Origin of the sequence: Microbacterium hibisci (assembly GCF_015278255.1) — a bacterium.
In the GTDB taxonomy this organism is placed as follows: domain Bacteria; phylum Actinomycetota; class Actinomycetes; order Actinomycetales; family Microbacteriaceae; genus Microbacterium; species Microbacterium hibisci.
The window spans coordinates 85,601-100,182 of record NZ_JADIJC010000002.1; the positions used below are offsets into that span (position 1 = coordinate 85,601).

Below are 14,582 nucleotides of genomic sequence, written 5' to 3' on the forward strand. Positions count from 1 at the left end.
CGCTCAACGGCCGGGGCGTGAGGCGTTTCGTTCCGCTCGTTCCTCGGTCGCTCAACGGCCGGGGCGTGAGGCGTTTCGTTCCGCTCGTTCCTCGGTCGCTCAACGGCCGGGGCGTGAGGCGTTTCGTTCCGCTCGTTCCTCGGTCGCTCAACGGCCGGGGCGTGAGGCGTTTCGTCTCCCTCGTTCCTCGGTCGCTCAACGGCCGGGGCTACCGACGTTTCATTCCGCTCGCGGTCCCTGAGCTCGTCGACGGGCGCTCGCTCGACAGCCGTGAGCTCAGGCCCTCGGCCGTTGAGCGAGGGAGCGCCAGCGACCGAGACGAAACGCCCCGGACCCGGCTGCGGCCGCGGGGCCGCGGCATCCGTCTCCACCGTCACGTCGATCCAGCCGAGCGGGAGGTAGGCCTGCACCCAGGGAGCCTGCAGGCCCCGCAGGAGCGCCTCCGCGGCGTCGAGGTCGCCCGCATCGATCGCCGCGCGCACCTCCGCGAGCGTCGTGGCGCCGCGCGCCGTCACACCCGCGAGCGGGTCGGCGTCGGCCTGCCCCGACCACGCGGTGATGTCGTTGAGCCACAGCCGATCACCGCCGACGAGGCCCGCGCACATCGCCCCGCGCAGGCCGTTGCCGACCGGGTACGCCTCCAGCCAGCGCGACGCCGGCGCGGACGCGCGCAGCGCGTGGAGCCCTTCGGCAAGCTCAGGGGCCGCGGCGGCCGGGGCCTGCGGGGCCGCGTCATCGCGGCGCGTGGACATCGTCACACCCTTAGTATATGGTCTCGGTGTTGAAGCGCTTCGAAAGTTCGACGCTCGACCCTTGACCGGCTCTCCGGCCCCGCCCACGAACGAAACTCAGCGAAGAGGTTCCCGCTCCATGGTCACCACGACTCCGCGCCGACCCGGTGCGTTCGCCGAGCTCACGCGCGAGCTCGGCATCGGCTTCGGCGGTGACTACAACCCCGAGCAGTGGCCGCGCGAGGTGTGGCGGGACGACGCCGAGCTGATGGTCCGCGCGGGGGTCAACCTCGTCACGGTCGGCGTCTTCAGCTGGGCACGGCTCGAGCCCTCGCCGGGGGAGTACGACTTCGCGTGGCTCGACGAAGTGCTCGACCTGCTGCACGCGCACGGCATCGCCGTGGATCTCGCGACCCCGACGGCCTCGCCGCCGCCGTGGCTCGGCATCCTGCATCCTGAGACGCTTCCGGTGAATCCCGACGGCGTGCGCCTCGCGGCCGGATCGCGCAACCAGTTCACGCCGGCCTCGCGCATCTACCGTGAGCGCGCGCTCGCGATGGCGACGGCGATGGCCGAGCGCTACGCCGCCCACCCCGCCGTGCGCCTGTGGCACGTCGGCAACGAGTTCGGGCAGATCGACTTCGGCGACGAGGCGGCCCGCGAGTTCCGGCTGTGGCTGCGCGAGCGCCACGGCACCATCGACGCGCTGAACGACGCCTGGGGAACGCTCGTCTGGGCGCAGCGGTACCGCGACTTCGACGAGATCGTGCCGCCTCGCCGCATGCCCTATCTCGTCAACCCGGCGCAGTCCCTCGACTTCCGGCGGTACACCTCGTGGGCGCTGCAGCGGGTGTTCGCCGAGCAGCGCGACGCGATCCGCGCGGCCGGGGCGACGCAGCCCGTCACGACGAACTTCATGGGATTCGAGCCGCTCACCGACCTGTGGGAGTGGGCCGGCGAGGTCGACGTCGTCGCCGACGATCAGTACCCCGACCACGCGTCGCCGACGGCGTCGTCCGACATCGCCCTGGTGCAGGACCTTATGCGCTCCCTCGGCGAAGGTCGCCCGTGGGTGCTCATGGAGCAGGCGATCAGCGCCACCTCGTGGCGCCCGCACAACCTGCCCAAGAGCGCCGACCGCGCCAGGTTGGACTCGCTGCAGGCGGTGGCCCGCGGCGCCGACGCCATCTGCTTCTTCCAGTGGCGGCAGGCGCGCACCGGCGCCGAGCGGTTCCACTCCGCGATGCTGCCGCACGCGGGGGCCGACACCGAGGTGTTCCGCACCACGTGCGCCCTCGGCGCCGACCTGCGGCGACTGCGCCCGGTGGTCGGCGGGCGGGTCGCGGCATCCGTCGCCCTCCTCTTCGACTGGCCGTCCCGCTGGGCGGCCGAGGAGCCGGGGCGGCCGACCGAGCGCCTGCAGACGCTCGAGCAGGTCGCGCGCTGGCATCGCGCGCTGTGGCGGCGCGGCGTCGCCGTCGACCTGGTGCGCCCGGGCGCCGACCTCGCCGGTTACGCCGCGGTGCTCGTGCCGCATACGTACATCGTGGAGACGGATGCCGCAGCCGCCCTGAGCCGCGCGGTCGAGGGTGGGGCGAGCCTCGTCGTCGGGCCGTTCTCGGGCGTCGCCGACGGCAACGCCGGCATCCTGACAGGGCGCTCGCCGGTGCTCCTGCGCGGCCTCGTCGGCGTGAGCGGCGAGGAGTGGGTCGGCCTGCCCGACGCTCCCACGCCGCTGGCGGTCGAGCCCGCCTGGGGGGCCGGGCTCGCCGCGGCGGCGACGACAGCTACGGTGCTGGGCGAGCGCCTGCGGCCCGAGGGCGCCGACGTGCTCGCACGCTTCGCGAGCGGCCATCTCGACGGCGCTCCCGCGATCACGCGGCACCGGGTCGGCGAAGGCACGGCCTGGTACCTCGGCGCAGTCGTCTCGGACGACGCCCTCGCCGCCGTCCTCGACGACGCGCTCGATGCGGCCGGCGTCGCCGGCGTGCTGCCCGACCGCGTGCTGCCCGACGGCGTCGAAGCCGTCCAGCGCGGCGAGGCCCTCTTCCTGCTCAACCACGGCGACGAGACCGGGCACCTCACGGTGCCCGGCGCGCGCCGAGACCTCTTGTCGGACGCGGACGTCGACGGCCAGGTCACGCTGGCCCCCGGCGCCGCCATGGTGCTCATCGAAAGGCACGCAGAGTGAAGTTCACCGATGGCTACTGGCTGACCCGCCCCGGGCTCGCCCCCCTCTACGCGGTCGAGGTCGATGACATCCGCCACGACGAGACGGCCGGCACGATGACCGTGTACGCGCCCACGGCTGTGATCCGCGACCGGGGCGACACGCTCAACCGGGCGATGCTCACGGTCGCGTTCTCGGCGCCCGCGCCGGGCGTGGTGAAGGTGCGGATCGAGCGCCACGCCGGCGCCGTGCACCGCGGACCCGACTTCGAGGTGGTCGGCGATGACGGCTTCCGGCCCGAGATCTCCCTCGATGACGAGGCCGGCGTCCTGCGCTCCGGCCCGCTGAGCGTGCGGGTGGCGCGGACGGCGGGGCAGTGGCGCGTCGACTTCGAGAGCGACGGCCGTGTGCTGACCAGCTCGCTGCCGCGCTCGATCGGGCACTTCACCGACACCACGGGCAAGAACGGCAAGACCGGCACGCCGGGCACGGCGGGGACCGCCGCCGGCGGCGCGCAGCCCACGTGGGTGCACCAGCAGCTGAGCATCGAGCCGGGCGAGCGCGTCTACGGGCTCGGCGAGCGCTTCGGGGCGTTCGTGAAGAACGGCCAGACCGTCGACACGTGGAACGCCGACGGCGGCACCTCGAGCGAGCAGGCCTACAAGAACGTGCCGTTCTACCTCACCAGCCGCGGCTACGGCGTGTTCGTCGACAACCCGGCGAACGTCTCGTTCGAGGTCGGCAGCGAGGTCAACTCGCGCGTGCAGTTCTCGGTCGACGGAGAGTCGCTCGAGTACTACGTCATCGCGGGCCCGGAGCCGAAGGACGTGCTGCGCCGGTACACCGCGCTCACCGGCCGTCCGGCGCGGGTGCCGGCGTGGTCGTTCGGGCTCTGGCTCACCACGTCGTTCACCGCGAGCTACGACGAAGACACCGTCAGCGCCTTCGTCGACGGCATGGCCGAGCGCGACATCCCGCTGTCGGTGTTCCACTACGACTGCTTCTGGATGCGCGAGTACCAGTGGACCGACTTCGAGTGGGACTCCCGCGCTTTCCACGACCCCGTGGGCCAGATCGCCCGCATGCACGAGCGCGACGTGCACGTGTCGGTGTGGATCAACCCGTACATCGCCCAGCGTTCCGCCCTGTTCGCCGAGGCCGCCGAGCGCGGCTATCTGCTCAAGCGCACGGACGGCAGCGTGTGGCAGTGGGACATGTGGCAGGCGGGCATGGGCCTCGTCGACTTCACCAACCCGGATGCCGCGGACTGGTACGTCGCGAAGCTGCAGGGCCTGCTCGACCAGGGCGTCGACGCCTTCAAGACCGACTTCGGCGAGCGGATCCCGGTCGAGGGCGTCGTGTGGCACGACGGCTCCGACCCGTACCGCATGCACAACTACTACGCGAAGCTCTACAACGAGGTGGTGTTCCGGGCCCTCGAGCGGCACCACGGGGTGGGCGACGCGGTCGTCTTCGCGCGGTCGGCGACGGCGGGGTCGCAGCAGTTCCCGGTGCACTGGGGCGGCGACAACGACTCGACCTTCCTCTCGATGGCGGAGTCGCTCCGCGGTGGGCTCTCGCTCGCGATGTCGGGCTTCGGCTACTGGAGCCACGACATCGGCGGCTTCGAGGGCACCCCCGACCCGGGGCTGTTCAAGCGGTGGCTCGCCTTCGGCCTGCTCTCGTCGCACTCCCGCCTGCACGGCTCATCGTCGGTGCGCGTGCCGTGGGCGTTCGACGACGAGGCCGTCGACGTCGCCCGCTCGTTCACGAAGCTCAAGATGCGCCTCATGCCGTACCTCGCGTGCGCGGCCGAGGAGGCGCACGCGGTGGGCACCCCGATGATGCGCCCGATGGTGCTCGAGTTCCCCGGCGACCGCTCCGGCTTCGACGCCGACACCCAGTTCATGCTGGGCGACGCGCTGCTGGTGGCGCCGGTCTTCACGGCGGACGGCAGCGTCGAGTACTACGTGCCCGAGGGCGAGTGGACCTCGCTCCTCGACGGCTCGGTCGTCGACGGCCGGCGCTGGGTGGCCGAGACCCACGGATACGACTCCGTGCCCCTGCGCGTGCGGCCCGGCACAGTGCTGCCCTTCGGTGCCGACGGCTCCCGCCCCGACTACGACTGGGCGGACGGCGTGACGCTCCGGTGCTTCCAGCTCCCCGACGGGTACGACCGGGTGACGACCGTGCCCGGCCACGACGGCACGGCGCCCACGAGGTTCCGCGTGCGCCGCGACGGCGACACGATCACCGCGAGCTCGGACGACGCCCGCGCCCCGTGGGCGCTGCAGGTAGGGGAGCGGATCGCCCGGGCCGAGGCATCCGGAGATCTCCGCATCCAGATCCAGGAGGATGGCGCGCGATGAGCGACACGATGACCCAGAACGCTCCGACGCCGGCCGCGGCCGCTGACCAGCCGCTGCCCCTGTTCCGGAGAATCGACCAGCCGCTCGAGGCGCGCGCCCGCGATCTGCTCGACCGGCTCACCCCCGACGAGCGCATCGCGATGCTGCACCAGGCGGCTCCCGAGGTCGAGCGCCTCGGGGTGTCGGCGTGGCACACCGGCTGCGAGGCGCTGCACGGCGTGGCCTGGCTCGGGCGTGCCACGGTGTTCCCGCAGCCCGTGGGGCTGGCCGCCACGTGGGACACCGACCTGGTCGAGAAGGTCGGCGAGGTCGCCGCCATCGAGGTGCGCGCCAAGCGGGCCGAGAACCCCCTCGTGAGCCTCAATGTATGGGCACCCGTCGTGAACACGCTGCGTCACCCCGGCTGGGGGCGCAACGAGGAGGGCTACTCCGAGGACCCCCACGTCACGGCGGTCTTCGGCACGGCGTACTCGAAGGGCCTCCGCGGCGACCACCCGCGGGTGTGGCGCACCGTGCCCGCGCTCAAGCACTTCCTCGCGTACAACAACGAGACCGACCGCTCGACGACGTCGTCCGAGATGTCGCTGCGCACGCTGCACGAGGAGGAGCTGCCCGCGTTCCGCGCGGCGATCGAGGCCGGCGTCGCGGGCGGCATGATGCTCGCGTACAACCAGGTCAACGGCATCCCCGCGCACACGCAGCCCGAGTTGGTCGCGGAGGCCCGGTCGTGGTCGGACGAGTCGATCGCGGTCGTGTCGGACGCCGGTGCCCCGACATTCCTCGTCACCACGCAGCGCGCCCAGCCCGACCACATCCACGCCGCTGCCGCGCTGCTGCGCTCGGGCCTGGACTCGTTCACCGACAACGAGGCGAACGCCGCCCCGACCATCGGGTACGTGAACGAGGCGCTCGCCGCGGGCCTGCTCACCCGCGACGACATCGACCAGGCGGTGCTGCGGCTTCTCGAGCTGCGCATCCGCACCGGCGAGTTCGACGGCGACGACGACCCCTACGCGGGCATCGGCGCCGACCAGATCGACGCGCCCGGGGCGCGTGAGCTGGCTCGGGAGGCGGTGGCACGCTCGGTCGTCGTGCTGCGGAACGACGCGGGCGTGCTGCCCCTCCCGGACGTCTCGAAGGTCGCGGTGGTGGGTCCCCTCGCCGATCTCGTGCTCACGGACTGGTACGCGGGCACGCCGCCCTACGCCGTCGGGATCGGTGCGGCCGCCGCCGAGCGCTTCGGTGAAGCCGAGGTCGTCACCGGCGCCGACACCGTCGCGCTGCGCGCGACCTCCAACGGCCGCTACGTCGTGGTCAGCGCCGACGGGGCGGTCGTCGAGGCGTCGGCCGACACCGCCGGCGCGGGCGCCCTGTTCGACCTGACGGACTGGGGTGACGGCATCCTGACGCTCCGCTCCCAGGCGAGCGGGCTGCTGCTGACCGGTGGGTCGTGGCCGGTGCGCGCCGACGCGACACGGGTCGGGGAGTGGGTCGTGCAGGAGAGCTTCCGCAGGCACGTGCACGCCGACGGCACCTGGTCGCTGCTGCACCTGGGCTCGGGCCGCTGGCTGCGGGTGTTCCGGGACTCCGGGCTTCTCGCCGCAGAGGCGGTCACGCTCGACAGAGCGGAGCGGTTCGGCGTGCGCGTCGTGCGGTCCGGCGCCGCCGCGGTCGCCGAGGCCGCGGCGAAGGCCGACGCCGTCATCGTGGCGGTCGGCAACGACCCGCACCTGAACGGCCGCGAGACCGAGGACCGCCCGCACCTGCGCCTGCCCGAGGCCTGGTCCGAGCTGTGGCGCGCCGCCCGCGACGCGAACCCGCGCGCGGTGCTCACGATCGTGTCGAGCTACCCCTACGTGCTGTCCGAGGTCGATGCCGAGACCGTGGTGTGGTCGAGCCACGGCGGTCAGGAGCTCGGGCACGGCGTGATCGACGTGCTCTCGGGCGACCGTGAGCCGGCGGGACGCGTCTCGCAGAGCTGGCCGGCGACCGAGGAGCAGGCGGGCGACCTGTTCGACTACGACACCCTCCGGCAGGGCGCGACCTACCGCCACCAGGCCGAAGCGCCCACGTTCGCCTTCGGGCACGGCCTGACGTACACGTCGGTCGCGTACGAGTCGGTGACGATGACGGATGCCGCGACCCCCGCGCCGGCGCCGACCCACCGGCACGCCGCGTTCGACGTCCGTGCCGACGAGGCCGCGGTGAGCGCGGTGGTGCGGGTGCGCAACACCGGCGATCGCACCGCGGAGGAGCTCGTGCAGCTGTACGCACTTCCCGCCGATGGCCTGGACATCGCGACCCCGCGCCGGCTGCTCGTGGGGTATGAGCGCGTACGGCTCGCGCCGGGGGAGACGCGCGACGTAGAGCTGTCGTTCTCGCCCGCGCGCCTTGCCGTGTGGGACGACGACGTGCGGCTCCCGGGAGCGGTCGACGACTGGCTCCACGCGGGCGCACTGCGGGTTCAGCCCGGGACCTATGCGCTCGCCGCGGGCCCGTCGGCCTGGGACCTCCCGGTGCGCGCGACGCTGGTGATCACGGCCGACTGAGGTTTCTCGCACACGCGAGGCGTTTCGTCTGCGGGCGCCAGAGCGCCCTCCGCTCAACGGCCGGGCCCCGGGCCCTCGAGCACCGGCCGTTGAGCGAGCGAGGTACGAGCGAGACGAAACGCCCCGGACGCGGGACCGAGTCCCTGAGCACCGGCCGTTGAGCGTGCGAGGTACGAGCGAGACGAAACGCACCGGACGTGGCGCTCAACGGCCGGGCCCCGGGCCTCGAGCACCGGCCGTTGAGCGAGCGAGGTACGAGCGAGACGAAACGCCCCGACGCGGGCCGCTGAGCGAGCGAGGTGCGAGCGAGACGAAACGCCCTGGGCGCGGCGCTCAACGGCCGGGCCTCGGGGCCCCGAGCACCGGCCGTTGAGCGAGCGAGGAACGAGCGAGACGAAACGCCCTGAGCGCCGGCCGCTGAGCGAGCGAGGTGCGAGCGAGACGAAACGCCCCGGACGCGGCGATCCGGCCCCTGAGCACCGGCCGTTGAGCGAGCGAGGAACGAGCGAGACGAAACGCCCTGGACGCGGCGCAAAAGCCCAGACGGGCGGCGGCCTGCGAGACCGGCCGGAAAGTGCATTCCTGGCGCGCGACCGCGGGATTTTGCCGCGTGCTCCGGGCGCTGTCAAGGGGGAGACCCGTTCCGGCCGTCAGGGCCGCCCGAGCGGTAGCGTCGTCGCATCTCAATGGAGACATCGCACCCCCCGCGGTGTCCACGAGACAAAGGAGAGATCATGCTCTGGACCATTCTCGGCCTCATCGTCATCGGCCTCATCGCCGGTCTCATCGCTCGCGCCGTCATCCCCGGCAAGCAGAGCATGGGCATCCTGCTGACCATCGTGCTCGGCATCGTCGGGTCGTTCGTCGGCGGCTTCCTCGGCTTCCTGATCTTCGGAAGCGACCCGGAGGGCGGCTTCCTGCAGCCCGCGGGCATCATCGGCTCGATCCTCGGCTCGATCATCGTGCTGGGCATCTACGTGCTCGTCACGCGCCGCCGCGGCGTCACTCGCTGACCGGGTCCGCGACTCCCCTCGCGAACCCGCGCCAGAAGCGCGGACCCACACGCTCCGGCGTGTGGGTCCGCGCTTTTCTGTTCGTGTCAGGGCTCGGCGGTGACGGGCGGGCCCGGTTCAGGCCCCGGCGAGTGCCGCCGACACCACGTCGCGAGCCTCGGCCTGCACCTGCGCGAGGTGCTCGGGGCCGCGGAGCGACTCGGCGTACAGCTTGTAGACGTCCTCGGTGCCCGACGGGCGCGCGGCGAACCACGCGTGCTCGGTCTGCACCTTCAGTCCGCCGATCGCCGCGCCGTTGCCGGGAGCGTGCGAGAGCTTGGCGGTGATGGGCTCGCCGGCCAGCTCGGTGGCGGTGACGGCCTCCGGTGCCAGCTTTCCGAGCGCGGCCTTCTGGGCGGGGGATGCCGGGGCATCCACCCGCTGGTAGGCCGAGGCGCCGAACTCGGCCTCGAGCTCCGCGTAGCGCTGCGAGGGGGTCTTGCCGGTGACCGCGATGATCTCGGCCGCGAGGAGGCACAGCAGGATGCCGTCCTTGTCGGTGGTCCACACCGAGCCGTCCTTGCGGAGGAACGACGCTCCTGCCGATTCCTCGCCGCCGAAGGCGACGGAGCCGTCCAGGAGGCCGGGCACGAACCACTTGAATCCGACGGGCACCTCGAGCAGCGCGCGGCCGAGGGATTCGGCCACGCGGTCGATGATCATCGAGCTCACGAGGGTCTTGCCGACCGCGGCATCCGTCGGCCACTCGGGCCGGTGCGAATAGAGGTAGTCGATCGCGACGGCGAGGTAGTGGTTGGGGTTCATGAGGCCCGCGTCGGGCGTCACGATGCCGTGGCGGTCGGCGTCGGCGTCGTTGCCCCCGAGGATGTCGTACTCGTCGCGGCGCCCGATGAGTCCCGCCATCGCCGAGGGAGAGGACGGATCCATGCGGATCTTCTCGTCCCAGTCGAGCGTCATGAAGCGCCAGGTCGGGTCGACGTCCGGGTTCACGACCGTGAGGTCGAGGCCGTGCACCTCGGCGATCAGCGCCCAGTACTCGACGGACGCGCCGCCCAGCGGGTCGGCGCCGATGCGCACGCCGGCGTTGCGGATCGCCTCGACGTCGATGATGTTCGCGAGGTCGCGGACGTAGGCGTCGCGGAAGTCGTACTGGCCGAGGGTGTCGGCATCGAGGTCCTTGAAGGGCGTGCGTGCGACGCCCTCGAGGCCCGCGCCGATGAGCTCGTTCGCGCGATCGGCGATCCAGCCGGTCGCGTCGGTGTCGGCGGGGCCGCCGTTCGGCGGGTTGTACTTGAAGCCGCCGTCGCGGGGCGGGTTGTGGCTGGGCGTGACCACGATGCCGTCGGCGCGGCCGGGGTCTGCGGCATCCCGGCCCCTGTTGTAGGTCAGGATCGCGTGACTCAGTGCCGGCGTCGGCACCCACGAGTCGCGGGAGTCGACCCGCACGTCGATGCCGTTCGCGACGAGCACTTCGATCGCGCTGCGCTCGGCGGGCAGCGAGAGTCCGTGCGTGTCGCGGCCGAGGAACAGCGGACCCTCGATGCCCTGCGACCGCCGGTAGTCGACGATGGCCTGGGTGGTGGCGAGGATGTGGGTCTCGTTGAAGCTGCCCGAGAGCGCTGACCCGCGGTGACCGCTCGTGCCGAACGCGACGCGCTGCTCGGCGACGGCGGGGTCGGGCTTGATGTCGTAATAGGCGGCGATCAGCTCATCGATGTCGATGAGATCGGATGCCTCGGCGGGCTGTCCTGCGCGACTCATGCGTCCAGTCTGCCCGTCCGGATCGACCTGCGCACGGTCCGTGACAAGCGGCGGCGCGGTCCGTATGATCGGCCGGGCCGAATAGGCTGGCACGCGTGACTTCCGAGGTCGTCGCCGATCAGGCTTCCGTTCCCGCCCGCCGTACCTACAGCTATCTGGGCCCCGCGGGCACGTTCACCGAGGCGGCTCTCGCGCAGGTGCCTGAGGCCCGGGGTCACGAGTGGCGGCCCGTGCGCAACGTCGGCGAGGCGCTGGCCGACGTCATCGCCGGTCGCTCCGACGCCGCCATGATCGCGATCGAGAACTCCGTCGACGGCGGTGTCTCGACGGCGCAGGACGCGCTGGCGACCGTGCCGGGGCTGCGCATCGTCGGCGAGTACCTCGTCCCGGTCGAGTTCGTCCTGGTCGGTCGCCCCGGCGCGCGCCTCGAGGACGTGTCGCTCATCGCCGCCCACCCCGTCGCATACGCCCAGTGCCTCGAGTGGCTCACGGCGCAGCTGCCCGCCCACGCCCACGTGCCGGCGGCGAGCAATGTCGCGAGCGCGATGGGACTGCTCGACGGGTCGAGCGACGCGGATGCCGCGATCGCCCCACCCGGGATCCTCGAGCATCACCAGCTCGAGCTGCTCGCCTCGAACATCGGCGACAACCCCAACGCGGTGACGCGCTTCGTCCTGGTGAGCCGCACGGTGGTGCCGCCGCCGCCGACGGGCGCCGACAAGACCTCGCTCATCGTCGAGCTCCCCGACGACCACCCGGGCGCGCTGCTCGAGATGCTCGAGCAGTTCGCGACGCGCGGCATCAACCTCTCGCTCCTGGCCTCCCGCCCGATCGGCGACGAGCTCGGCCGCTACCGGTTCGTCGTCGACGCCGACGGACATCTCGAAGACGAACGCATGGCCGACGCACTCATGGGCCTGCGCCGGTTCAGCCCGCGGGTGACGTTCCTCGGGTCGTACCCGCGCGCCGACCGCGCCGTGGTCCGCTACCCCGAGCGCTACGCGGACGACGTCTTCGTCGAGGCGCGCGACTGGCTGCGCGGACTCCTCTCCGGCGAGCCCGAGGACGCCTGAGGGCCGGCGCACCCGCGCCTGAACGGCGCCGGGGCTCAGCCGAGTCCCACCTCGCGCGCCAGAAGCTCGAGGGTCTGCAGGCGGCCGGGGGCGGCATCCATCGGCTCGTTCTCGTATGAGCCGGCGATCGGCGAGATCATGATCTCGTCGACGCCGTGCCGCGAGGCGAAGGTGCGGAGATCGGATACCACGGCCTCGGCGGTGCCGACGAACCACTTCGCGCGGGCCGAGGCCATGAAGGTGTCGCCGAGACCGGCGAAGTCGGCGGCGTTCGCCCGCGCGTGCTCGACCGTCTCGAGCGCGACCAGAGGCTTGTTGGTGCGCAGGCGCGCGGTCATGCGCAAATTCGGCAGGGCGCGCTCCTCGGCCTCGTCGTGGGTCGGTGCGACCAGCACGTTCGCGGTCAGGAAGGTGCGCGGGGCGGCGAGGGTGTCGGAGGGCTGGAACGCCGACCGGTAGAGATCGAGCGCCCGCTCGAGCCCTTCGCCCGAGAAGTGGTTCGCGAAGACGTAGGGGAGGCCGAGCGCGGCGGCGAGCTGCGCCGAGTAGTCGCTCGAGCCGAGCAGCCACACCTCCGGCGTCGTGGTGGCGGCGGGGGTCGCGTGGACGTCATATGTGCCGCCCGACGTGAAGCGCAGCGACGCGCCGTCGGGGGCGACGAGCGACATGATGTCGCGCACGTGGTCGGGGAACCGCTCGACGTCGCTCGTCGTGCCGCTCTGGCGCAGCAGCTGCGTGATGACGGGGTCCGACCCCGGGGCGCGGCCGAGACCGAGGTCGATGCGGCCGGGTGCCAGGGCTTCGAGCGCCGCGAACTGCTCGGCGACGACGAGCGGCGAGTGGTTGGGCAGCATCACGCCGCCCGACCCGAGCCGGATGCGCGAGGTGCGTGCGGCGGCGGCTGCGGCGAGCACGGGTGGGGTCGTCGAGGCGACGGCGGGCATGTTGTGGTGCTCGGCGAACCAGTAGCGCCGGTAGCCCAGCCGGTCGGCGGCGTCGACGAGGGAGAGGGATGCCGCGACCGCCTCCGCGCTCGTCTGCCCGGTGCGCACCGGCACCAGGTCGAGGACCGACAGCGAGAGGGTCAAGAGGGAGGCCGGGGCGGGGACTGTAGTGCTCATCGATGACTGCAACCCCGCGCCCCGGCATCCGCATTCCGGATCTTCGGGGATTACGGGAGGCGGTTGGCCTTCGCGAGGTTCTCGCGCAGCTCGTCGGCCGTCTGCGCGACGACGTAGGCGGGACGGTCGCGCTCCAGGCGCCACGACTCGCTGAGCGGACCGGCGCTGACGGTGTCGAAACCGAGGGCGTCGTAGACGCCGGTGACGAACTCGATCGCCTCGGGGAAGTCGCTCGCGGTGCCCAGCGCGCGGCGGCCCGTCGCGCCGGCGGGGGAGCTGCCGCTGTTGATGTCGGACGCGTACAGGTGGTTGAACGCCTTCACGACCTTCGAGCTCGGCAGGTGGTCCTGAAGAAGGCCCGAGGTCGTGGCCTCACCCCGGTCGAGCTCGTCGAAGTGACCGTCGCGCTCGAAGTAGTAGTTGTTCGTGTCGAGGACGATCTTCCCCGACAGCGGCTGCACGGGCACATCCTTCAGTGCCTTGAGGGGAACCGTCACGACGGCGATGTCGGCGGCCTCGGCGGCTTCCTGCGCCGTCGCGGCGGTCACCTTCGGGCCGAGCTCCGACACGAGTTCGGCCAGGCTCTCGGGTCCGCGCGAGTTCGAGATCACCACGTCGTAGCCGAGTCCCGAGAAGGCGCGCGCGAGCGCGCTGCCGATGTGTCCTGCACCGATGATTCCGATCGTTGTCATGAGGGTCGGCAACCACGACCACCTGTCGAGCATTCCGCGGCGGCGCAGAGGGACATCTGGGAAACGTTTTCGGAAACGGGCCGGGTACCCCGCACGGCGTGTGACGATGTCGGCATGGATTACGTGCATCTCGGACGAACCGGCACCTCCGTCTCGCGGATCGTGCTGGGGACGATGAACTTCGGCGACCGCACCTCGGAGGAGGATGCGTTCGCCATCATGGACCGGGCACTGGAGCTCGGCGTCAACTTCTTCGACACGGCGAACGGCTACGGCGGCGCCGGCGGTCGCGGGACCACCGAGGAGATCATCGGGCGCTGGTTCGCGGCACGCCCCGGCGTGCGCGACGACATCGTGCTGGCGACCAAGGTCCACTCGCCGATGGTCGACCCGGGGCCCGACGGCGACGTGGTGAACGCGCGCGGCGCGTCGGCGTGGCAGGTGCGCCGTGAGGCGATCGGGTCGCTACGGCGCCTCCAGACCGACCGCATCGACCTCTACCAGTTCCACCACATCGACCGGCACATCTCGTGGCAGGAGCTGTGGCAGTCGATGGAGGTGCTGGTCGCCCGTGGCGAAGTCGTGTACACCGGCAGCTCGAACTTCGCCGCGTGGAACATCGCCCAGGCGAACGAGATCGCGCAGCAGCGCCACTTCCTCGGGCTCGTCAGCGAGCAGTCGCTGTACAACCTGGTGCAGCGCTCGATCGAGCTCGAGGTGATCCCGGCGGCGCAGAACTACGGCCTCGGCATCCTGCCGTGGTCGCCGCTGGCGGGCGGCCTGCTCAGCGGCGGCTCAACCGACGCGAAGGCGCGTTCGGCCTCGGAGCGTGTGTCGGCGCAGCGCGCCGAGCGCAGCGACCAGCTCGCGGCCTACGAGAGGTTCGCGCAGGAGCGCGGCTGGACGCCGTCGGCCCTCGGCCTGGCGTGGCTGCTCCACCAGCCCGGCGTCACGGGGCCGATCATCGGTCCGCGTACCGTCGAGCAGCTCGAGTCCGCGGTCTCCGCGCTCGACATCCGCCTCAGCGAGGACGACCTGAACGAGCTGGACGCGCTCTTCCCCGGCCCGGGTGGCCAGGCGCCTGAGGCGTACGCCTGGTAGCG

10 protein-coding genes are annotated in these 14,582 nt (G+C 72.1%); 6 read left to right on the forward strand and 4 right to left on the reverse strand.

The features are described from left to right. Positions 1-752, reverse strand: a 752-nt coding sequence (locus IM770_RS04555) for a glycoside hydrolase N-terminal domain-containing protein (RefSeq protein WP_239065819.1), incomplete at its 3' end; no start/stop codon positions are given. A 118-nt stretch (positions 753-870) separates the two neighbouring features. Here IM770_RS04555 and IM770_RS04560 point away from each other — a divergent pair. The 4 genes from IM770_RS04560 (at position 871) to IM770_RS04575 (ending at position 8,832) form a co-directional block, all read left to right on the forward strand. Next, entirely contained in the window at positions 871-2,922 is a 2,052-nt protein-coding gene (locus IM770_RS04560; RefSeq protein ID WP_203579958.1) for a beta-galactosidase, read from the forward strand. After that, positions 2,919-5,270: an alpha-xylosidase gene (yicI, locus tag IM770_RS04565; protein ID WP_203579959.1), complete on the forward strand. Its 2,352-nt coding sequence runs from the start codon at positions 2,919-2,921 to the stop codon at positions 5,268-5,270. The genes IM770_RS04560 and yicI overlap by 4 nt, the downstream gene beginning before the upstream one ends. Then, positions 5,267-7,819 carry a glycoside hydrolase family 3 C-terminal domain-containing protein gene (locus IM770_RS04570; RefSeq protein ID WP_239065790.1) on the forward strand — a complete coding sequence of 851 codons (2,553 nt, stop codon included), beginning with the start codon at positions 5,267-5,269 and terminating at the stop codon, positions 7,817-7,819. The genes yicI and IM770_RS04570 overlap by 4 nt, the downstream gene beginning before the upstream one ends. A gap of 734 nt (positions 7,820-8,553) precedes the next feature. Further along, positions 8,554-8,832, forward strand: a complete 279-nt coding sequence (locus IM770_RS04575; RefSeq protein WP_203579960.1) for a GlsB/YeaQ/YmgE family stress response membrane protein — start codon at positions 8,554-8,556, stop codon at positions 8,830-8,832. Between the two features lie 117 nt (positions 8,833-8,949). On the opposite strand, the gene pgm is transcribed toward IM770_RS04575, so the two are convergent. Then, positions 8,950-10,593 (reverse strand): phosphoglucomutase (alpha-D-glucose-1,6-bisphosphate-dependent), encoded by a 1,644-nt coding sequence (pgm, locus tag IM770_RS04580; RefSeq protein ID WP_203579961.1) that lies wholly within the window; start codon positions 10,591-10,593, stop codon positions 8,950-8,952. 95 nt (positions 10,594-10,688) lie between these two features. On the opposite strand from pgm, the gene pheA reads away from it, so the two are divergent. Then, positions 10,689-11,666 (forward strand): prephenate dehydratase, encoded by a 978-nt coding sequence (gene pheA, locus IM770_RS04585; RefSeq protein WP_203579962.1) that lies wholly within the window; start codon positions 10,689-10,691, stop codon positions 11,664-11,666. Positions 11,667-11,701: 35 nt separating this feature from the next. Here the strand turns inward: pheA and IM770_RS04590 are convergent, their stop codons facing one another. Beyond that, a complete protein-coding gene (locus IM770_RS04590) occupies positions 11,702-12,787 on the reverse strand; it encodes an LLM class flavin-dependent oxidoreductase (protein ID WP_203579963.1) in 1,086 nt (361 codons plus the stop codon). A 50-nt stretch (positions 12,788-12,837) separates the two neighbouring features. Beyond that, the gene (locus IM770_RS04595) at positions 12,838-13,479 is read right to left on the reverse strand and encodes an NADPH-dependent F420 reductase (protein ID WP_203579964.1); all 642 of its coding nucleotides are present in this window, start codon (positions 13,477-13,479) and stop codon (positions 12,838-12,840) included. A 114-nt stretch (positions 13,480-13,593) separates the two neighbouring features. Between IM770_RS04595 and IM770_RS04600 the strand changes: the two genes are divergently transcribed. Then, a complete protein-coding gene (locus tag IM770_RS04600) occupies positions 13,594-14,580 on the forward strand; it encodes an aldo/keto reductase (protein WP_203579965.1) in 987 nt (328 codons plus the stop codon). Positions 14,581-14,582: the final 2 nt, after the last annotated feature.

Bases quoted from the DNA above. Each gene is read 5' to 3' on its own strand.
- IM770_RS04595 (WP_203579964.1), bottom strand. From the start codon at position 13,479: ATGACAACGATCGGAATCATCGGTGCAGGACACATCGGCAGCGCGCTC.
- IM770_RS04560 (WP_203579958.1), top strand. From the start codon at position 871: ATGGTCACCACGACTCCGCGCCGACCCGGTGCGTTCGCCGAGCTCACG.
- pgm (WP_203579961.1), bottom strand. From the start codon at position 10,593: ATGAGTCGCGCAGGACAGCCCGCCGAGGCATCCGATCTCATCGACATC.
- IM770_RS04590 (WP_203579963.1), bottom strand. From the start codon at position 12,787: ATGAGCACTACAGTCCCCGCCCCGGCCTCCCTCTTGACCCTCTCGCTG.
- IM770_RS04570 (WP_239065790.1), top strand. From the start codon at position 5,267: ATGAGCGACACGATGACCCAGAACGCTCCGACGCCGGCCGCGGCCGCT.
- IM770_RS04600 (WP_203579965.1), top strand. From the start codon at position 13,594: ATGGATTACGTGCATCTCGGACGAACCGGCACCTCCGTCTCGCGGATC.
- IM770_RS04575 (WP_203579960.1), top strand. From the start codon at position 8,554: ATGCTCTGGACCATTCTCGGCCTCATCGTCATCGGCCTCATCGCCGGT.